Source organism: Dysgonomonas mossii DSM 22836, assembly GCF_000213575.1.
Lineage (GTDB): Bacteria > Bacteroidota > Bacteroidia > Bacteroidales > Dysgonomonadaceae > Dysgonomonas > Dysgonomonas mossii.
In genome coordinates, this window is record NZ_GL892006.1 from 587,113 (window position 1) to 607,875 (window position 20,763).

Consider the following 20,763-nt stretch of genomic DNA (forward strand, 5'->3'; position numbering starts at 1 on the left):
TGTAAAGATGTCATTTGTGTTATTATCGGATATCTATTTTTCTTTTCTATCGATAAGATAACAAATAATAGCTCCAACAGTATAGCATAAAATATCGATTCAAGAAAATGATGTTCCTAAAACGATCTTCATCACTTTATGATCTTGAAGTCCCAGCACCTCTACCATCTTGAAGTATTGCCCGACCTCTACCATATAGGCAAAAAGAAGTACACCCAGCGCCAAATAGAAGGGTTTTACTTGGAGAAATGACTTTACAAAATAATAGATCAATATAACTACTAAGATATCACCGCCATAAGGACGAATAAAAGCATCATCTACAAATTTAGCGATAAGGACTTCTATAAAAAAAATAACAATAGAGATCAAGAATGACGATCGATCAAACCTCCACCTCATATCTATTTTCTATACTTTTCTTCAATGTCCTCTTGCATCATACTCATGTATGACTTGTAGCGGCTCTCGCTTATATAATGATTTTCTACAGCTTCACGCACTGCACATCCGGGTTCATTGATATGAATACAATTATTGTAACGACAATCTTTAGACGCCTTAAATATCTCGGGAAAGAAGTGAAATATTTCATTTTTCTCCATATCCACAGTACCAAAGCCTTTGATACCGGGAGTATCTATTATAAATCCTCCCTGTGGCAGTTCTATCATTTCCGAAAAAGTGGTTGTATGCATTCCTTTGCCATGATAACCGGATATTGCACCTGTCTTCAGATGAACATCAGGTACAAGCGCATTGATAAGTGTAGACTTTCCGACGCCTGAGTGACCCGAAAATAAGGTAATTTTGTTCTTTATCTTCTCTTGTAGAATCTCTAAACCAGTGTTATGTAAAGCTGATATTTTGATGCTTGGGTAGCCAATATAATCATAAAGACTAATCAAAGCATCCATGTATTCTATCTCCTCTTCTGCATATAGGTCTGTCTTGTTGAAAATAAGATTTACCGGCACACGATACGCTTCGGCTGCAGCCAAGAAGCGGTCAATAAAAACAGTAGAAGTTACCGGATGATTGATCGTTACAATCAAAAAACACAGGTCGATATTCGCTGCCAAAATGTGCGATTGCTTCGATAAATTAGACGAACGGCGTATAATATAATTCCTACGGTCTTCGATCTGCGTTATCAGAGCAGTACCCTCATTGTTTGGAACAATGGTTACTCTGTCTCCTACAGCAATGGGATTGGTGCTACGTATATCTTTGAGGCGAAAGTTTCCTTTTACCTTACATTCGACGTCGCTACCTTCATCGGTACGAACCAAATACCAACTACCCGTATTTTTTATTACAAGACCATCCATCAATCAATCCTTTAAAATGCAAATGTGCCAATGTGCCGATACTGTAAAGCGATCAGCATATTGGCATATTCTATTTTCAGTATATTTCGTTATACAGTTAAAATCTCTTTTTCTTTAAGAGCAAACAGATCGTCTATCTTTTTGATATACTTATCATGAAGCTTTTGCATTTCGTTTTCACCATCTTTGGCTACGTCTTCTGCCAAGCCTTCTTTCACTGATTTTTTGATCGTATCAATTGCATCACGACGAGCGTTACGCACGCTTACTTTAGCGTCTTCGGCCTCCTGCTTGGCTTGTTTCACCAAGAGCTTACGACGTTCTTCTGTCAACGGAGGTATAGAAAGACGTATCACTTCGCCGTTATTATCGGGTGTGATACCTACATCAGAGTTCAGGATGGCTTTTTCCACCTCTTTCAACATTTGTTTTTCCCAAGGTTGAACGATGATCGTTCTAGCATCAGGTGTATTGATAGCCGCCACACCACTTAGCGGGGTAATTGATCCGTAATACTCAAGTTTTATACCATCAAGAATGTGCGGATTGGCTTTTCCGGCACGAATACGAGATAACGTTTCGTCCAGAAACTCTACAGAGGCCAACATCTTAGCTTCCGCCTTTTGTTCGATTTGTTTTAGGTCTGCTGCCATAAATATATATTTTTTGTTTTCAATATTTTAAGATTAAATAAATCTACTTACACTCTACTCGGCAATTGGGTAAGACCAATAATAAGCTGCCCTATCCCTGCCAAAATTAGTAAAGAAGTAAGCAAGGTATGTGCAGTAATGGTAATAAACGCACCTACAGCACAAACCAAACAGCCCATAAAGATATTTCTTCGTGCTGTTTTCATATGTTCTTTATCTACCTGATGTATAATCTGGTCGAGTAAGATATAAGCATCTTCTTCGTTAAGCCCTCGTTCGATTAGAAAGATCTTCACCTTTTCGGGATTTTCTCTTTTTCTAATCAAATATACAGCCTGATTATACAACTGATCTTCAACTACTACTTTCTCTCTGTTATGCATGTACATATGTACCTATTTTTTCACCTTTAATTAGCTTCTCTAAATTGCCCGGAGTATCCATATCGAAGACAACGATAGGCAAATTATTCTCCTTACACATCACTGTTGCCGTCATATCCATAACCTTCAGTCCGCGTTTGTAAACCTCATCGTAAGAGATGGAATCAAACTTAACGGCTGCAGGGTCTTTTTCGGGATCGGCAGTATAAACTCCGTCTACACGTGTACCTTTTAGCATCACGTCGGCTTCTATTTCTATTCCCCTGAGTGAAGAACCTGTATCGGTTGTAAAAAATGGATTGCCTGTTCCGCAAGAAAGGATAACAACTTCACTATTTTCCATAGCCTCTATTGCTTTCCATTTGCTGTAGATTTCTCCTATCGGTTCCATCCTGATGGCTGTAAGTACTCTCGACTTCTGCCCTATTGCAGTAAGAGCCGAACTAAGAGCCAAACTGTTTATCACAGTGGCCAACATACCCATCTGGTCTCCTTTTACCCTGTCGAATCCTTCGGAAGCTCCGCTCAGACCTCGAAAAATATTTCCTCCTCCAATAACAATACTTATCTGTACACCCATATCGGCTACAGCTTTTATTTGTGTGGCATATTCATTCAGTCGGTTTACATCTATGCCATATTGCTGTTCTCCCATGAGGGATTCACCGCTCAGTTTTAGGAGGATTCTGTTATATTTTACCATTTCTGCTTTTATATTAGTGCAAATCTAGTATAATTTGTGAAATTATAAAAGTCAAACTTTACGAATTGATTTTTATTATAATTTAAAAGTACTGATATAACAGCATTTAGTTATTTTTACACATCTAAACAAATTTATTATGATCACTCAAAGCTGGCTCTTATTTGTCCTCGCACTATTACTTGGATTCATTACGTTCGTAATCATATTATGGACTATTATCAAATGGAAACATAACAAGGATCGGAACATAGGCTGCGGATTAACATTTTTATTCTCTATGTTAACTATAATCTGTACTGTTATAGTAATAGTAAAAGTTGTGGAAACAATTAGGGTAGTTGTTCCTAATAAAATTGAAGAAGGGCTTGATATATTCACCAACAGTTTATCTTCAAGAAATACAGAAACTCCTTTTATGGACAGCCTGAAATTGATGCAACCAACCGACAGCATAATACCAAATAGTTATTTCTCTTACGCGGGACTTCGCGATTATTTCCGTATGCCCCTGATATATCCGTATTCGATAACTGCTATTGATGTTCTCGAGAAAGGGACTTTACAAGACGAAAAAGGGATAAAGTACATAGCTGCAGATCACAATGAAAACGAGCCTATTCTTCATGATATTACGTACTTCACCTTTGACAGAAATATTCTGTTAGCAAAAACGGAATCCTCTTCGTCCCTGAACGCTCTCAGATTCTATATTTTTAATCTAAACACAAGACAATTAGAGGAATTCAATACCGAAAAAGAGATGAAGATACAAGCTGCAAAATTTGGCTTTGATACAATAAAACCAATGATAACCATACAAGAATATTTTGATAATTTTTGAATGTAAGAAACTCTGTGGTACTCTTTTTACTCTGTGGTAAAAAATTGAATAAGAGCGAATACGAAAGCAATTATTATTCATTACTTAGAGCCCTATTATAAAAAGATTCTGAAATATCGATTCGAAGCTTCTATTATTTCAAAGTAAGTGCTCAAAAAAACATTATCTTTGTGTGACTTCATACAGAAAAATGATATGAGAAATATATGTATCGCCTGTCTAATCTTTTTATTCACCATGTGTAATAATAAACCGAAAGAACCCATAGTCGTTATACAAACAAGCTATGGCAATATAAAAGTTAAGCTCTATAATGAAACTCCGGGGCACAGAGATAATTTTCTGAAACTAGCAGAAGAAGGATTCTATAAAAACCTTACGTTTCACCGAGTTATCAATGATTTTATGATACAGGGTGGAGATCCTCAAACAAGAAATATTGCAGATTCTGCAGCATTGAAAGAAGAAAAAACGCTGGGTGACACAATCCCTGCCGAAATAAAGTTTCCTCAGCTATACCACAAACGAGGAGTACTGGCAGCCGCACGATGGGGCGATGCCGAAAATCCGACAAAAGCCTCTGATGCATCTCAGTTCTATATAGTGACAGGTGAGTTATGCTTCGACGATAAATTATCAGAGATAGAAAAACAACGTTTCGAACGTTTTAAGCAAAAGATATATAAGGAAATACAATCGGCACATCTTGATGATCTGAAAGCATTGCTAAAGAGTGGCGATAGTATATCTGCATCTGCAATGCGTGCTGATTGGCTAAAGCAAGCGGATGAGCAAGCCAAAGCCCGAAAGGCTGAGGTTTCGTATACAGACGAGCAGCGGGAATATTACAAAACAAGGGGTGGCACTCCATTTCTGGACAATGAATACACCGTTTTCGGTGAGGTAATAGAAGGAATGGACGTTGTGGATAAAATACAAAAAGTAAGAACCAACGAAAAAGACAAGCCTCTTAAAAACATCTTAATGAACGTAGTGGTTCTGGAAAAATAAAAATCCCATCAACGTATTAACAGTAAAAAATGAGCGATACAGATAATAAAAAGTGGAAGGTATTGAACAGTGAGTATCTTTCGCAAGAGCCTTGGTTTACCGTACGCAAAGACCATGTAGAACTACCGAACGGAAACCAAATTCAAAATTATTATGTATACGAATATCCCGACTGGGTATGCACCATAGCAATAACCAAAGACAAACGGTTTGTGATGGTACGTCAATACAGGCACGGACTGCAATGCACCTCACTGGAGCTATGTGCAGGAGTATGCGAAGAAGAAGACCCTAGCGCAGAAGTTTCTGCAAGAAGGGAACTCCTCGAAGAAACCGGCTACGGAAATGGAAAATGGGAGTTATTTATGACTACTTCGGCAAATCCCGGTACGCATACCAACACGACTTACTGTTTTCTGGCTACTGATGTAGAAAAAATATCGGAACAGCATTTGGAAGCCACCGAAGACATTTCAGTTCACCTGCTATCTATTGACGAATTGGTAGAGCTATTGAAAAAAGATGAGATCAGGCAATCTATGCACGCTGCCGCATTGTGGAAATATCTGGCAACGAATCACCTTATCTAAAATTCGAGCTGATCTTTGTAGTTTCGTGAATTTGGATGAGGAACACCAAATACTTTTGAAGAAATAGAATCAACCTCTACTTTCCATATCTTTACATTATTTACAGCCGGCTTAGAATAAGTAAATGCCCTTGTTGTGTATTTTTTCATCATTATGTCCAGAGCCTTCACTTTGTTATCATAATCTTCTTCAAATACGACCTTGCCCCTACAAATAACGCTGCTTCCTTTCATACGATAACTACAGGCTACCTCTTCATTCTGATAAGTTAATGACGACTCGCCACAGAAAGTAATACATACATTCGGGTTTATGTGGAGAGATTCGATACTCTTTCCTTCCTGTGCCGAATGTAGATAAATAACATCATCTTGATAACCAAAATTCATAGGGATAACGTAAGGAAAACCTTCTTTATCTACCATACCAACATAGCATATCGTGTTTTTCGAAATAATCTCTTCTATCAAATGACGTTCTTCAATATTAATCGTTATCATAAGGCTGTATATATTCTTTTATTCCTATTAATCAAAAGAGCTGCATTTTGAATACAGCTCTTTTTTATTTTATTTCTTATTTACCTTTGAGCAATCCGTTATACATTTTCTCATTCCGTATAATCTCGTATGCTTTCTTAAAGGTTTCGCTATCTTCGTTAAATACCCTCACCATCGTCTCCGTATCATATACATCACGTGCTATATATGCTTTTATCTGACGCTTGAGTGTTTCTTTCGACTTCTCATATCCATCCTCATCGAAGTCCACTTTTTCATCCTTTCCGGCTGCGATTAGCTTATTCATAATCTCGTCCGAAACTTGGTATTGCTTATAAAAGTCCGTTGCTGTAGGATATTTTTGTAAAATCTCAGCCCTGTGATTATCCACTTCATTATAAGCTATGCGCAGCGTTATGCCTTTGTTCCAGATTTTTCGGTAATATTCTGATGCAAAAGTTGTATCGGCAGGCACAAAATAGTCGGGCATGATACCTCCTCCGCCATATACCGTACGATGATTCAGCAAAGTTGTATATTTCAATGAATCAGGAAAATGTATACTATCAGCATGCATCATCTCGCCTTTATTATAGCGTTCTATTACATCCAGATTGTATGACATGATGTCTCCCTTTGTATACGGCTTTTGTATAGAGCGTCCTGTAGGGGTATAATAACGGGCAACAGTGAGCCTTATCATCGATTCGTCAGGAAGCGGTATTTGTCGTTGAACAAGCCCTTTCCCGAAACTGCGACGACCTACAATCACACCTCTATCCCAATCCTGTACGGCTCCCGACAAGATCTCGCTAGCCGAAGCAGAACCTTCATTGATAAGTACGACAAGACGTCCTTTCTCGAATGCGCCTTTAGCTGTGGAAACTTCATCTCTTCTCGGCTGGCGTAAGCCTTCGGTATATACAACCAACTTCCCTGCATCCAGAAAATCATCAGCTATTTCAGTAGCGGGAGCCATGTAGCCGCCACCATTATATTCCAGGTCGAGAATAAGATTCTCCATTCCTTTTTCTTTAAGCTTTTGGAGTGCTTTTCTGAATTCTTCGGTAGTGGTTGCTCCAAATCTTATGATGCGTATATAGCCTGTAGTCTTATCCACCATGTAAGTGGCATCGATACTATAGATCGGAATTTTGTCGCGAATAATCTTAAAGCTTAGTAAATCAGCTATACCCTTGCGTTGTACTTTTAGGTTTACAGATGTTCCTTTCGGGCCTTTAAGACGAGACATAACGTCTTTAGTAGACATTTTAACTCCGGCAATAAGCGTATCGTCTACATACAAAATCTTATCTCCTGCCCTAAGACCTACCTTCTCGGATGGCCCTCCCGGAAGCGCTTCGATAACATACAGTGTATCTGTAAGCATATTGAAAGAGATACCTATACCATCGAAATTACCTTCCAGCGGCTCGTTCATATCTTTTACCTCATCGGCACTGATATATGTAGAGTGAGGGTCGAGTTTTTCCAACAAAGCTTTCACTGCATCTTCAGCCAACTTGCCGTCGTCTACCTTATCTACATACATATTCTCGATAACGGCGATTGTTGTAGCTACTTTCTTAGACCCTTCGCTCATCTTAAACTGAGCAGAGGCGGCCAAAACAATGACAAAAAAACCGAGAACCGACATTAGAACTCTTTTCATACTAGAATTACATTTTGGATAATCGCGGTTAACGCTGATTACATCTGATTTTTAACTAATCACTATTCAGTCCAGATTCATCCCTTTAGGTATAAACTGACTGACATCGTGTCCGAATCGCAACAGTTCGCGTACAATAGTAGAACTGATATGTGTTAGTTCCGGTTCGGTAAAGAGTACGATTGTCTCTATTCCCGATATATTTCTGTTCATATCGGCAATCGTTTTTTCGTATTCGAAATCATTTACAGAACGGATTCCACGTATTATAAAATTTGATCCTGTTTCTTTGGCATAGTCCACAGTAAGGCTATCATAAGTACCTACCACTATGCGGCTGTCGTCTTTATACAAAGAACGGATCATATTGATGCGCTTGTCGAGCGGAAAGTAAGTTTTCTTGGTATCATTCACTCCAATAGCAATAACGATCTCATCTACCAATTCGAGAGATCGTTTCACTAATGAATAATGTCCTATTGTAAAGGGATCGAATGTCCCCGGAAAAATTGCTTTTCTCTTCATTCTTTAGTTAGCCATATCGGAGATAAACTTGATCCTGACAAGGCGTATTTCGTCTTCAGAATATTCGCCAAGTTCATTAATCGCAGCTTCCAGATCGTCCGATTCTGCTTCTTGAAAATATTCAAATATATCGTCGAGATGGTCTTCATCAATAACCTCTCTGAGGAAATAATCTATATTTATTTTTGTTCCTGAAAATACGATAGCTTCTACTTCGCTCAGCAATTCAGCAAAATCAATTCCTTTCGATTCGGCCAAGTCGTCTAATGCTACTTTGCGGTCGATAGCCTGTACGATGGCTACTTTTAGTTTCGATTTGTTTGCTACTGTTTTTACACGTAAATCTTCAGGTCGTTCTATTTCGTTTTCTTCAACGTGCTTCTTTATTATTTCAAGAAACTCTGTCCCATATCTCTTTGCCTTTCCTGCTCCTACCCCCGGAATATTTTGCAATTCTTCCATTGTTATCGGGTAGATTGTAGCCATAGCCTCCAGAGAGGGGTCTTGAAATATCACGTATGGGGGAACATTGTTGTGTTTTGCCATCTTCTTGCGAAGATCTTTCATGATAGAAAACAAAACCGGATCCACTGCCGATCCTCCTCCGCCACCTTTTACCACTACATCATCGATATTCTCATCATCAGACAAGTCTTCTTCGTCTGCTGTGGTAATCTTGAACGATGCCGGTTTTTTCAAGAAATCTTTTCCTTTTTTGGTTACTCTCAGTAAGCCGTAATTTTCGATATCCTTATCGAAATACCCGGCTATTAATGCCTGACGTATAACGGCGTTCCATGTTTCATCATCGGTATCATCACCTGATCCAAATACATCTAAATCCTGATGCCCGTACGTTTCTATCTCGGAGGTTTCTTTACCTCTCAAGATATTGATAACGTAATCAGTTTTAAACTTTTCTTTTAATGCAATTACAGCTTCAATAGCCGTCAATAATAAATCTTTAGCTTCCACTTGTTTTTTAGGATTTACACAATTGTCACAGTTCCCACAATTTTTCTCTTTATATTCTTCTCCAAAATAATGAAGAAGTACTTTCTTCCGGCATAATGCAGTTTCGGCGTATGCTGCGGTCTCAAGGAGTAGCTGTTTTCCTATTTCCTGTTCAGCAACGGGCTTACCCTGCATAAATTTCTCCAGTTTCTGTAAGTCTTTGAATGAATAAAACGCTATACATCTTCCTTCACCGCCATCGCGTCCGGCCCTACCGGTTTCTTGGTAGTATCCTTCAAGGCTCTTTGGCATATCGTAGTGAATCACATAGCGCACATCGGGCTTATCAATTCCCATACCAAATGCAATGGTAGCAACAATTACATTCACTTTTTCCATCAGAAAAGCATCCTGATTGGCAGAGCGTGTACTTGGGTCTAGTCCGGCATGGTACGGCAGTGCATTGATGTTATTTGTTTGTAATATTTCGGCAAACTCTTCTACCTTTTTTCTACTCAAACAATATATAATTCCAGATTTTGTGCCTTGCGATTTAATGTATTTTATTATATCCTTATCTACTTTATCCGTTTTTGAACGAACTTCGTAATAGAGGTTTTCCCTGTTGAATGATGATTTAAACACATCTGCTTCCACCATTCCGAGGTTCTTCTGTATATCCATCTGCACTTTTGGTGTTGCCGTAGCAGTAAGTGCAATGATAGGATGCTTGCCTATTTCGTTTACAATGGGACGTATACGTCTGTATTCAGGACGGAAGTCGTGCCCCCACTCCGAAATACAATGTGCCTCATCGATAGCATAAAACGATATTTTTATCTGACGCAGAAAGTCTATATTCTCTTCTTTTGTAAGAGATTCGGGTGCTACATATAATAGTTTTGTCTTTCCCGAAAGTATATCACCTTTTACTTGTTCTATCGCAGCTTTGTTTAGTGACGAATTCATGAAGTGCGCTACGCCGTCTTCTTCACTAAAATTGCGCATGGCATCCACCTGATTTTTCATCAGGGCTATCAGGGGAGAAATAATTACTGCTGTCCCCTCCATCAAGAGTGCCGGTAGCTGGTAGCAGAGCGACTTTCCGCCACCCGTAGGCATCAACACAAAGGTATCTTTTCCATCCAGCAAGTTTTGAATTATTGCCTTCTGGTTACCTTTAAAATTGTCAAAGCCAAAATGCTTTTTCAATGAACACGTCAATATATCCTCTATATCCGGCATATAAATAGGCTATTAATTATTACGAAGATAAACCCCTAAATTTAATTCTCCAATATAAAATAGGCTATTTTTTGTCAAAAAAACAAACTTTATAATGAATTTCTTAGTTTTACGACTTGTGAGTTCTCCAATTGCTCTACAGCGTACTCTTTAGTAACATGCAGTTGAGCTTGCTTTGTGGAAGGGATATTAAACATAGCATCCATCATGATGGTTTCGACTATGGATCTCAATCCTCTTGCTCCCAATTTATATTCCACTGCCTTATCTACAATGTACTCATACACATCATCTTCGAAGGTAAGATCAACGCCATCCATTTTGAACAATTTGACATACTGCTTAATGATAGAATTTTTCGGCTCGGTAAGTATCCGGCGCAAAGCACTCCTATCCAAAGCGTCAAGATATGTCAAAATAGGCAGACGTCCTATAATCTCAGGGATTAGCCCAAAAGACTTCAAATCCTGAGGTGCTACATATTGCAGCAGATTGTTACGGTCTACCTGTGCGTTGTTTTTAGATGAAGCATAACCCACAACCATTGTATTCAATCGTTGTGCTATCTTCCTTTCGATACCGTCGAAAGCTCCACCACACACAAATAATATGTTTTTGGTATCTACGGCAATCATCTTCTGGTCAGGATGCTTACGTCCTCCCTGAGGCGGAACGTTTACAATCGACCCTTCCAGCAATTTAAGTAGGCCCTGTTGCACACCTTCACCGCTAACATCACGGGTGATTGAAGGATTGTCGCTCTTACGGGCTATTTTGTCAATTTCATCGATAAAGACAATTCCTCTTTCTGCTGCTGCCACATCATAGTCTGAGGCTTGCAACAGTCGGGTAAGAATGCTTTCTATATCTTCGCCTACGTATCCGGCTTCGGTAAGCACGGTTGCGTCTACGATAGCAAAAGGGACATGCAGCAGTTTGGCGATAGTACGGGCCAACAATGTTTTTCCTGTACCTGTAGGGCCAACCATAATGATATTCGACTTTTCTATTTCTATATCATCTTCTTTCCCTTGTAGTATACGTTTGTAGTGGTTATAAACAGCCACAGACAGGTAGCGCTTGGCATTCTCCTGACCGATAATATATCCGTCAAGATACTCTTTTATCTTCTTTGGGTCGGGCAATTGTGTTTTATCTATACCCAAAGATGTTTTCTTTGCCTCTACGCTTTCTTTTACAATCTGATATGCTTGTTCAGCACAGCTATCGCAGATGTCAGCCGACATGCCGGAGATAAGCATATTTACATCCTTATCGCTTCTGCCACAGAAACTGCAATAGCCGTTAGTATCTTTTTTTGCCATTTATCCTTTTGTGAGTAAATGAATCTGATTTTTGAATTATTGTTTATTTTTCATCAAAACATCATCTACCATTCCATAGTCTTTAGCCTCAGCCGAAGTCATCCAGTAGTCACGGTCTGAGTCTAGTGCCACTTTGTCAAATGGTTGTCCCGAGTGGTCTGAAATAATAGTATAAAGTTCTTTTTTCACCTTACCAATCTCACGAGCTGTAATCTCGATATCCGAAGCCTGTCCCTGAGCACCTCCCAACGGTTGGTGAATCATAACACGTGAATGCTTCAACGCAAAGCGTTTTCCTTTTTCTCCGGCAACAAGCAATACGGCTGCCATAGATGCGGCAATACCTGTACAGATTGTAGACACATCGCTGTTGATAAACTGCATAGTGTCATAAACACCATATCCTGCATATACCGATCCTCCGGGAGAATTTATATAGATAGATATATCTTTGCCCGAGTCGGCAGAATCAAGATATAGCAATTGAGCCTGTATTACATTGGCTGTATAGTCGTCGATCTGAGTTCCCAAAAAGATAATACGATCCATCATCAAACGAGAGAACACATCCATCTGAGCAACATTCAACTGACGTTCTTCGATAATAGTAGGTGATATATAACTGCTTGTTATATCGATATATTTATCAAGAGCTAACCCATTCAAGCCTAGATGCTTCGTTGCATACTTTCTAAATTCATTGTTCATAACATTTTCTTTTTTTATTAAATAATGTTTTACCATTATTACTATAAACAATTATCATGCCACTCGTACAGGCATAAAAAAGAGGCTAATAGCACAGCCTCATTTCTTATAAACAAAGTTATAAATAAAAAATTGAAAAGCTGGAATAATAATGGATGTATTTTCCTTATTTATAATGTTAAAGACAAACGGACAGAAAGAAAACACTATCCTTCCTGTCCGTTATTTTTATCTTCTTTTCATTTACGCTTCTGTTTCTGCTTCAGCTGCTTCTTCTTTCTCAAAGAACTTGCGAAACTCGTCAAGCGAGATTACTGTTTCTTCGAGTCCAAGTTTTGATTTCAATACGTCGATGATTTTATTTTCCATTGCGCGATCGAGCAGGTTGCGTGCATTGTCTTTGTTTTTCAACATATCATTTGCATAATTCTCAACCATTTCGTCAGGAAGATTCATCATTCCATATTGAGCAAACTGAGCTCTTGCCGCCTGCATAGCAATGATTTTCATATCTTCGTTTTCGATCTTGATATCGTTATCTTTTGCTATTTGTTCTTTTATCAGGTGGAATTTAAGATCTGCTATGATTTTCGGATAATCCGCTTCTACAGATTCAGCAGTTCTTTCTTCGCCCGAAGCAACAAGCCATCTTTTGAGGAATGCATCAGGGAATTGCAAGTCTCCTGTTTTCTTTTCAAGAAGTTCTTTCGCATCCAACAGGAATTTGTAGTCACTATCCGGCGCAAACTGCTCAGCAATAGCTTCTTTTACTTTTGCTTTGAAGTCAGCTTCGGTAGTTACATTGCCTGCACCAAAAACCTTATCGAATAGGTCTTGATCAAGCTCTGCTTCCTGATAACGAGTGATCTCTGTGATAGCAAACTGAAATTCGGCAGCAATTGTTTCTACTGCATCCTTTTCGATATGAAGCATAGATGCTATTTCAGTCTCGTTGCCATTGTAAGCTTTACCTGGATTGAATACAATCACATCTCCGGCTTTTGCTCCTACAAATTTAGCTTGCTCTGCTTCGTCTTTCATATACGAAGGCATTACAATACCTGCTTCTACAAAGATGCCACCTTCTTTTACCTTACCATCTTCCAATTCAGAGATTGTACCTCTGATAAGGTCTGTTTCTTTTGCACCTTCTTCTATTTTTTCATATTTGCCATAGTTAGCTTTGTACGAAGCGATCTGTTTATCAACAAGCTCTTCGTCTACCTCAATAGCATAATATTTTACTTTATCTTTCTTTGTCAGTGATAATTTTATTTCGGGAGCGAGAGCCACGTCGAAATAAAATTCGTAGTCACCTTCGAGTGAAAAATCTATTGGCTGTTGCTTTTCTTCGTTCGGAAGAGGCTCGCCCAATACATTTAGTTTGTTGTCTTGTATATATTTATATAGATTTTCGCCAACAAGCTTATTTACTTCTTCTGCCAAAATCGATTTACCATACATTTTTTTCACCATACCCATAGGTACAGTTCCCGGACGGAATCCCGGTATGTTAGCTTTTTTTCGGAATGTCTTAAGTGCGTTATCAAGCTTTTCTTGATAATCTTCTTTCGTTACATTTATCTGTAATATAGCGTTTACACTATCTACATTTGTTAGAGATACATTCATCTTAACGAGTTTATTTAGTTATTGTTACAAATTTCAATCGAAATGCAAATGGAGTAAAAACACCACTCTATTTTTTGGTGGTGCAAAAATAGTCTTATTATTGTAATATTCAAAGTGAAATATAAAAACTTTATTTGTTTAACATACTAAAACATTAAAGAGTTTATCAACAAACTAACTTTTACACAATTCATACTTTCTGAATTATTTAGGTATATCATGGCAAAAAACTTAACAAAACAAGAGAGAGCCTGATTGTAAATTCTAAAATTGGAATCATCATTTTTCAAACAACAAATTATCTAATCTTAGAAATATTTGCCATCATCAACCGAAAGCGAAAAGTAACACTAAAAAAGATCAGAAACCTGTTACTTTTACATACGCTCCGCTCCTGTGACCGCTGGTTGTCACTTTTTTAGAAACGAAACACTTTCGCATGTATAAATAGAAGCAAAAGAAAAAATACAAAGCCTCCTACTCTACACATTACGTGATATTTGAGTATACAAAAGACCTTTCAAGCACAAAAAAATTATATAAAAAAGAGGGGCATGCGTTAAAAAGATGTTTTGCAACATGTTTTATAATATTTTTTGATTAACTTTGCTTATAACATATTTTACATTATCAGTTTTGAATGATGACAGATAGTAATGCTGTTAGCTTGTCGGAAAGTATTCCTGAAATATGGAATCTGTTGAATGACAAAGAACAAACCTTAATTGCCGCTAATGCGAGAATTATGGACTTCAAGAAAAATGAAGTGATATACAGGGAAGAAGAAATTCCAATGGAATTGATGTGCCTGTGTAGAGGGAAAGTAAAAATATACAAAGACGGTGTTGGCGGACGCAGCCAGATTATCAGAATGATAAGACCTACTCAGTATTTTGGATACCGCGCCTTTTTTGCCAACCAACCTTATGTCACGGCTGCTTCGGCTTTCGAACCCTCTACCATCTGTTTCATACCAATGAAACTTATCAACGAGATAGTCGCATCAAATTCTAAATTAGGAAGTTTCTTTATAAAAGAATTGGCAATAGACCTTGGAATAGCAGACGAGCGGGTTGTAAACCTTACTCAGAAGCATATCCGTGGACGCTTGGCCGAATCGTTGATATTCCTTATCGAGAATTACGGACTTGAAGAAGACGGTGCCACAATAAGCATCTACCTTTCAAGGGAAGATTTGGCTAACTTGTCCAATATGACTACATCAAATGCCATCCGTACCTTGTCAACGTTTGTTGACGAACATATCATTACGCTGGATGGTCGCAAAATAAAAATTATAGACGAAGAAAAGCTCCGAAAAATAAGTAAAATCGGATGATTACCCGAATCGCTCACAAGTATCTGGATTACCGATACAAAGAGATTGATAGCTTTATCAACAAACCTATCGAAACGCAAGAGAAGATATTGGAATATCTACTCCGCAACGGTGAGCAAACACTCTTTGGGCAGCAGTTCAATTTCTCGGCTATAAAAAATAAAGACGATTTTAGAAAACAGGTTCCAATTTTCCACTACGAAGATTTGCGCCCCTATCTGGATCGGATCATTGTAAATAAAGAACAAAATGTACTTTGGAACAAGCCCGTTCGTTGGTTTGCCATGTCGTCGGGCACTACCGAGGATAAGAGTAAATATATACCTGTAACTCACGAATCACTCACCAAAGGACATTACAAGTGTGGAGAACAAATGCTTGCCATCTATGCACAAGCCAATAAGGATGCTAAGTTCTTTTTTGGCAAAACATTAGTGCTTGGCGGCAGCAAGCAAATAAACAACATAGGTGACGGTATCTTCACAGGAGATATTTCAGCCATTCTTATCAAGAATCTATATTTTTGGGCAAAGCTTAGCCGCACTCCCGAAAGTATATCCTTATTACCCGATTGGGAGACGAAGTTGCAGGCACTGACCGACTATGCTATAAAAAACGATGTAAGGGCTTTTATGGGCGTACCTTCGTGGTTACTGGTCTTGTTGAAAAAGATAAAAACGGATACCGGGCGCAGCCTCACTGATATATGGCCTAATCTGGAAGTTTTCTTTCACGGTGGCGTGAGCTTTACCCCATTCGAAGAGCAATACAAGAAGCTGATACAAAAGCCCGATATGTACTATTGGGAGACGTACAATGCATCAGAAGGTTTCTTTGGGGTACAGTTCTCCGATAGCTCTAAAGAAATGCTGTTAATGTTGGATAGCGGCATCTACTACGAATTTGTCCCGATGAGTGAATGGGACAAGAAAAACCCCAAGACATTAACGTTGGATGAAGTAGAAACCGGACAGAATTACGCCATAATTATTTCAACAAACGGAGGGCTTTGGAGATATATGATAGGCGACACAATAGAGTTTTCGTCTACCGCTCCTTATCTGTTCCATATAACAGGGCGCACCAAGAACTTCATCAACGCCTTTGGCGAAGAACTGATAATAGACAATGCCGAAAAAGCTTTGGCAGAAGCATGCAAAATTACAGGTGCACAAATAAGCGAATATACAGCAGCTCCCGTTTACTTCGGAGACAACAACAACGGAGCGCATGAGTGGCTGATAGAGTTTACCGTAGAGCCTAACAGTCTCGAAAATTTTACCCACTTATTAGACAGCGAACTAAAAAAGGTAAACTCCGACTACGAAGCAAAGCGTTCATACAACTTATCGCTGAATATGCCGATTGTAAGAAGCATGCCGAAAGGAACTTTCAACGAATGGCTAAAACATCTTGGCAAACTTGGAGGTCAGAACAAAGTGCCACGATTGTCGAACAACAGGGATTATCTGGAGAAAGTAATCGCATTTTGCGACACAATGAATTCATAGCCGGATACAAATCAAGATATAAAGTATAAACAACAGCCTAAATACTAAAAGACCTGTGAACAGAATTCACAGGTCTTTTGCATTGATCATAATTAAAAAAGATAAGATAAAATGAAGCTTGATTATTCGGCAGCTGTACCGAAACGTATATTCTTAAATACCTTTTCCGCCTTCACCTTCTTATCCGGAGATAGAATTGTAATTTTCACCTGATGAAGACCGTCTGTTATAGTAGATGTATTTTTAAACTTGATGATATACGAATTTACCATTGCGCCGGTTACCGGAAGAACATCTAGCGTAACATCCTTGAAGCTTGAAGGTACAAACAATTCCGTTCCGCCTGTATAGCGAGACATCACCCAAGGTTTCTCTCTGTAATATTGACTTGCACTGAATGTTGTATCAGCACTATATACAGTATGTATCGTTCCCTTTTGTGCATTCCAAGTAGACTGGTCTGCGACATATTCTACCGACCACTCAGGATATCCGCCCGGCTGATTGGGCTCGTCAGTAAAGTTTACATATACTCTGTTAGCTCCATTACGGAATGAGAAGTTCTCATCGGCAAAGCGTAATGCTTCCGATCCGCATTCGTCACTTCCGTGCTGGTATCTACTCCTTGCAGCAATAAGAGCATCTTTATCCTCTCCCTCAAAACCTTTGGTACGAGATGTGCCTTTAGCCCGATTGAGATATTGCGATATCCCTTCTACATTTGTAAAATTAAGAGCACCATTAACGCCGCTCTCGTACCCTACGCAACCAAATTTAATATCAATCTTTTGCTTCGAAAGATTAGTAGCCCATTTAACAATACCATTTGCCACCGAGTCGGCTTCCTGCCCCATACTACCCGAGTTATCAACCAAGAACACAAGGTCTGCATATACGGTCTTGTTGTTATTGCTATTAGCGTCATTGTTGTACACAACAACACCTTTTGCAACACCATCAACCTCAACCCATACGTTTTGCTGCGCTTCTTTTGTTCCAAACAGCTTTAGCCACTCTTTGGTTTCGGGATGTTGAATACCCGTCAGATCGATACGAACAACACTATATTCCCCTTCTGTAGAGAACTGCGCATTTGGAATAGAAGTATTCACTTCATCAATTACAGGGTTAGGATCAGCTTGCGAATCGCCAGGAATCTCCGAAGAGTTCTTGTCGTCGCTGCTGCAATACGAAAAGCATGAGATAAGGAAAAAACATGCTAAAAATAGCTTTAGTGTAGTTTTCATTTTTTAATAAATAAAAGTTTAAAATAAGTTTGTGTTAGCATCACAAAAATAGCACATTATAAATTAGATAAGTTAATATTTACACATTTATTAACATCTATTTTTCAAATCTACACCCGTCTTTTTAACACAAAGGCAACTACATTTCTTATGTTTAATGCGACATCTCACCCATTCATTAACATATAAAAAAAGAAGTTATCCCTCTCGAGACAACTCCTTACTTTATATGCTTTGGCGTTCATTCTATAACAAACTTGCAGCCTCCTCATCCAAGAACCAATAAAGATATCCTTTCTTCGGATTAACTTTAGCAGCCGGATATTTATCTAGAAATTGCTCTCTGTTTTTGATGATATCCCTTACCTTCTCGGCTTTATTCTTTCCTGTAGCAAGAAAAACTACATACTGTGCATTATTCACCACTTGACCGCTAAGGCTTACACGTTTCATTTTGCTTTCGGGATGCTCACCTATCACACAGAAATCTTTGCTATCCCACAGTGATATCTGATCGGGGAAAATAGAGACAGTGTGCCCATCGTCACCCAAACCAAGCATTACGATTTCGAAACAAGGAGCATTACGGCGTTGCATAACTTTTGTTTCCAAAATTTTGCTATACCATTCAGTTTCTTCTTCAGGTTCATTCTCGCCATGAATGCGGAAAATGTTATTCTTCGGAATTTTCGGGACCTTGTCAAACAAATGATCCTTTGTCATTCCATAATTATTCATAACATTTTCGGGCGGAACGCAGCGTTCGTCACCCCAAAAGAAAAATAGTCGCTGCCAGTCGATCGAATCTTTACAGTTTTCTGCCCAATAGTCAAAAATTACTTTTGGGGTAGTTCCACCTGACAATGCAAGGTTTACACGCGGATATACATCCATTAACTTTTGCAAAAATGCAGTAAAGCCCTCACTCAGGGCTTTCGCATCCGAATAAATGTTAATCTCTTCTTTTATCATAATTCACAATATATTCCATCATCAGACAGGTTCTTACAAGGATATCTCCATGTGAGGTTTTTACCCTCAATCAGCTCATCGGCACAATTTGGCCCCCACGAGCCGGAAGGATAGCCATGCAAGGGTGCATCGGGGTTCTTCTCCCAGAAGTCGAGCAACGGTTGTACAAACTTCCATGTAGCCTCCAAAGCATCGCCACGGATATACAGAGTAGAATCGCCAACCATACAATCGAGCAAAAGACGCTCGTAAGCTTCAGGTAGATAAGTATCCTGTAGTTGTGAATAATGAAAGTCCATATTCACATTCTTAACCTGATAGCCACTTCCCGGTACTTTCATCTTTGTTTTCAGTAAAAGACCTTCATCCGGCTGAATACGTATCACCAATTGATTTTCGTCGTTACTAAAATCTGCACTTTCGGGAAATAATTTCTGAGGTGCGGGTTTGAAGTGAATAACAACTTCAGATACACGAGTCGGCAAACGTTTACCTGTACGTATATAGAAAGGAACTCCACCCCAGCGCCAGTTGTCGATAAAGAGCTTCATAGCCACATAGGTTTCGGTACGGGAATCGGCATCCACATCCTTTTCCTCACGGTATCCCTTAGCATATTTACCTTTAACGTTAGCTGCTGTGTATTGCCCACGAATAACGTTCTTAAACAAGTCGTCGTTCGACATAGGGCGTAGAGCCTGAAAAACTTTCAATTTCTCGTTGCGGATCGAAACAGAATCTATAGACATTGGGGGCTCCATTGCTACCAAAGCCAGCAACTGCAGTAAGTGGTTTTGCACCATATCACGCAACGCACCCGAATGATCGTAATAGCCACCTCTGTTTTCTACGCCGATACTCTCGGCTGCAGTAATTTCTACATGGCTGATATAGTTTCTGTTCCAAAGAGGTTCGTAAATACCATTTGCAAAACGGGTTACCAACATATTTTGCACAGTCTCTTTGCCCAGATAATGGTCTATACGGTATATCTGGTCTTCATCATAACTTTCCTGAAGCGAAACATTCAGTTCCACAGCAGATTTAAGATCAATCCCAAAAGGTTTTTCGATAATAATCCGTCTGAAATTACCATTCTCCTGATTCAGCCCTTGCTCTGCCAAAAATTTAGGTATAAGCGGATAAAGCGAAGGTGGTGTTGACAAGTAAAATATATAATTACCTGCTGTACTCTCTTCCTTATCGAGGGCTTCGAGCCGTGCCTTCAATTTAGAATATTCTGTTCCGTCATCTGTATTGATTGACAGATAATGCAGCTTCTGACAAAATTGCTCTATTTCTTCATCCAAGGCATCTTTTGCCAATGCAAACTGCTTGATACCATCCTTCATCTTATCGCGAAAGGTATCGTCTGTAAACTGACTACGAGCCACACCAAGCACAGCAAAATTCTTCGGTAGTGAATTTTGTTTATGCAAGTCAAATATAGCCGGTATCAGTTTTCGGTATGTTAAATCACCAGAAGCTCCGAAAATAATCAGAGCTTGGTCTTGTATCGATTTTGATTTCATTAGCCCCTCCATTCTCCCCCAAAAGGGAAGTTTTTAAGTTAGCGTTTTGTTATATTCTTTTCAATATTTCCTCGGAGATACTGCGG

The 20,763-nt window shown here is 39.0% G+C and carries 20 protein-coding genes; 5 read left to right on the forward strand and 15 right to left on the reverse strand.

Annotation, left to right across the window (positions count from 1 at the left end):
• Nucleotides 1–99 precede the first annotated feature (99 nt).
• From HMPREF9456_RS09375 to pyrH, 5 genes are all read right to left on the reverse strand, one after another.
• A complete protein-coding gene (locus HMPREF9456_RS09375) occupies nt 100–402 on the reverse strand; it encodes a ribosomal maturation YjgA family protein (protein WP_006843272.1) in 303 nt (100 codons plus the stop codon).
• A gap of 2 nt (nt 403–404) precedes the next feature.
• Complete coding sequence (gene rsgA / locus HMPREF9456_RS09380; RefSeq protein WP_006843273.1) at nt 405–1,331, reverse strand: ribosome small subunit-dependent GTPase A; 927 nt, start codon at nt 1,329–1,331, stop codon at nt 405–407.
• 89 nt (nt 1,332–1,420) lie between these two features.
• The gene (frr, locus tag HMPREF9456_RS09385) at nt 1,421–1,984 is read right to left on the reverse strand and encodes a ribosome recycling factor (RefSeq protein WP_006843274.1); all 564 of its coding nucleotides are present in this window, start codon (nt 1,982–1,984) and stop codon (nt 1,421–1,423) included.
• Nucleotides 1,985–2,031: 47 nt separating this feature from the next.
• Nucleotides 2,032–2,373 (reverse strand): hypothetical protein, encoded by a 342-nt coding sequence (locus HMPREF9456_RS09390; RefSeq protein ID WP_006843275.1) that lies wholly within the window; start codon nt 2,371–2,373, stop codon nt 2,032–2,034.
• Nucleotides 2,360–3,070 carry a UMP kinase gene (gene pyrH, locus HMPREF9456_RS09395; RefSeq protein WP_006843276.1) on the reverse strand — a complete coding sequence of 237 codons (711 nt, stop codon included), beginning with the start codon at nt 3,068–3,070 and terminating at the stop codon, nt 2,360–2,362. Before pyrH ends, HMPREF9456_RS09390 begins: the two co-directional genes overlap by 14 nt.
• A 139-nt stretch (nt 3,071–3,209) precedes the next feature.
• Between pyrH and HMPREF9456_RS09400 the strand changes: the two genes are divergently transcribed.
• From HMPREF9456_RS09400 to HMPREF9456_RS09410, 3 genes are all read left to right on the forward strand, one after another.
• Nucleotides 3,210–3,914, forward strand: a complete 705-nt coding sequence (locus HMPREF9456_RS09400; RefSeq protein ID WP_006843277.1) for a hypothetical protein — start codon at nt 3,210–3,212, stop codon at nt 3,912–3,914.
• A 195-nt stretch (nt 3,915–4,109) separates the two neighbouring features.
• Nucleotides 4,110–4,925, forward strand: coding sequence for a peptidylprolyl isomerase (locus HMPREF9456_RS09405; protein ID WP_245531012.1), 816 nt, complete (start codon nt 4,110–4,112; stop codon nt 4,923–4,925).
• A gap of 29 nt (nt 4,926–4,954) precedes the next feature.
• Complete coding sequence (locus tag HMPREF9456_RS09410; protein ID WP_006843279.1) at nt 4,955–5,515, forward strand: NUDIX hydrolase; 561 nt, start codon at nt 4,955–4,957, stop codon at nt 5,513–5,515.
• Here HMPREF9456_RS09410 and HMPREF9456_RS09415 read toward each other — a convergent pair.
• From HMPREF9456_RS09415 to tig, 7 genes are all read right to left on the reverse strand, one after another.
• Nucleotides 5,512–6,015 (reverse strand): pyridoxamine 5'-phosphate oxidase family protein, encoded by a 504-nt coding sequence (locus HMPREF9456_RS09415; RefSeq protein ID WP_006843280.1) that lies wholly within the window; start codon nt 6,013–6,015, stop codon nt 5,512–5,514. The genes HMPREF9456_RS09410 and HMPREF9456_RS09415 overlap by 4 nt on opposite strands.
• 76 nt (nt 6,016–6,091) lie before the next feature.
• Entirely contained in the window at nt 6,092–7,687 is a 1,596-nt protein-coding gene (locus HMPREF9456_RS09420) for a S41 family peptidase (protein WP_006843281.1), read from the reverse strand.
• Nucleotides 7,688–7,753: 66 nt separating this feature from the next.
• Nucleotides 7,754–8,212 carry a pantetheine-phosphate adenylyltransferase gene (coaD, locus tag HMPREF9456_RS09425; RefSeq protein WP_006843282.1) on the reverse strand — a complete coding sequence of 153 codons (459 nt, stop codon included), beginning with the start codon at nt 8,210–8,212 and terminating at the stop codon, nt 7,754–7,756.
• A gap of 3 nt (nt 8,213–8,215) precedes the next feature.
• The gene (recQ, locus tag HMPREF9456_RS09430; protein ID WP_006843283.1) at nt 8,216–10,411 is read right to left on the reverse strand and encodes a DNA helicase RecQ; all 2,196 of its coding nucleotides are present in this window, start codon (nt 10,409–10,411) and stop codon (nt 8,216–8,218) included.
• 89 nt (nt 10,412–10,500) lie between these two features.
• On the reverse strand, nt 10,501–11,736 hold the full coding sequence (gene clpX / locus HMPREF9456_RS09435) for an ATP-dependent Clp protease ATP-binding subunit ClpX (protein ID WP_006843284.1): 1,236 nt from the start codon (nt 11,734–11,736) through the stop codon (nt 10,501–10,503).
• A 36-nt stretch (nt 11,737–11,772) separates the two neighbouring features.
• A complete protein-coding gene (clpP, locus tag HMPREF9456_RS09440) occupies nt 11,773–12,444 on the reverse strand; it encodes an ATP-dependent Clp endopeptidase proteolytic subunit ClpP (RefSeq protein ID WP_006843285.1) in 672 nt (223 codons plus the stop codon).
• 243 nt (nt 12,445–12,687) lie between these two features.
• Nucleotides 12,688–14,076 (reverse strand): trigger factor, encoded by a 1,389-nt coding sequence (gene tig / locus HMPREF9456_RS09445; RefSeq protein ID WP_006843286.1) that lies wholly within the window; start codon nt 14,074–14,076, stop codon nt 12,688–12,690.
• A 643-nt stretch (nt 14,077–14,719) separates the two neighbouring features.
• Between tig and HMPREF9456_RS09450 the strand changes: the two genes are divergently transcribed.
• Nucleotides 14,720–15,415: a Crp/Fnr family transcriptional regulator gene (locus HMPREF9456_RS09450; protein ID WP_006843287.1), complete on the forward strand. Its 696-nt coding sequence runs from the start codon at nt 14,720–14,722 to the stop codon at nt 15,413–15,415.
• Nucleotides 15,412–16,926: a GH3 auxin-responsive promoter family protein gene (locus tag HMPREF9456_RS09455; RefSeq protein ID WP_006843288.1), complete on the forward strand. Its 1,515-nt coding sequence runs from the start codon at nt 15,412–15,414 to the stop codon at nt 16,924–16,926. Before HMPREF9456_RS09450 ends, HMPREF9456_RS09455 begins: the two co-directional genes overlap by 4 nt.
• 122 nt (nt 16,927–17,048) lie before the next feature.
• Here the strand turns inward: HMPREF9456_RS09455 and HMPREF9456_RS09460 are convergent, their stop codons facing one another.
• The 3 genes from HMPREF9456_RS09460 to zwf all read right to left on the reverse strand — a co-directional run bounded on the left by HMPREF9456_RS09460 (nt 17,049) and on the right by zwf (nt 20,677).
• On the reverse strand, nt 17,049–18,173 hold the full coding sequence (locus HMPREF9456_RS09460; RefSeq protein WP_006843289.1) for a vWA domain-containing protein: 1,125 nt from the start codon (nt 18,171–18,173) through the stop codon (nt 17,049–17,051).
• Nucleotides 18,174–18,419: 246 nt separating this feature from the next.
• A complete protein-coding gene (gene pgl, locus HMPREF9456_RS09465; protein WP_006843290.1) occupies nt 18,420–19,145 on the reverse strand; it encodes a 6-phosphogluconolactonase in 726 nt (241 codons plus the stop codon).
• Nucleotides 19,142–20,677, reverse strand: a complete 1,536-nt coding sequence (gene zwf / locus HMPREF9456_RS09470; protein ID WP_026177065.1) for a glucose-6-phosphate dehydrogenase — start codon at nt 20,675–20,677, stop codon at nt 19,142–19,144. Before zwf ends, pgl begins: the two co-directional genes overlap by 4 nt.
• Nucleotides 20,678–20,763: the final 86 nt, after the last annotated feature.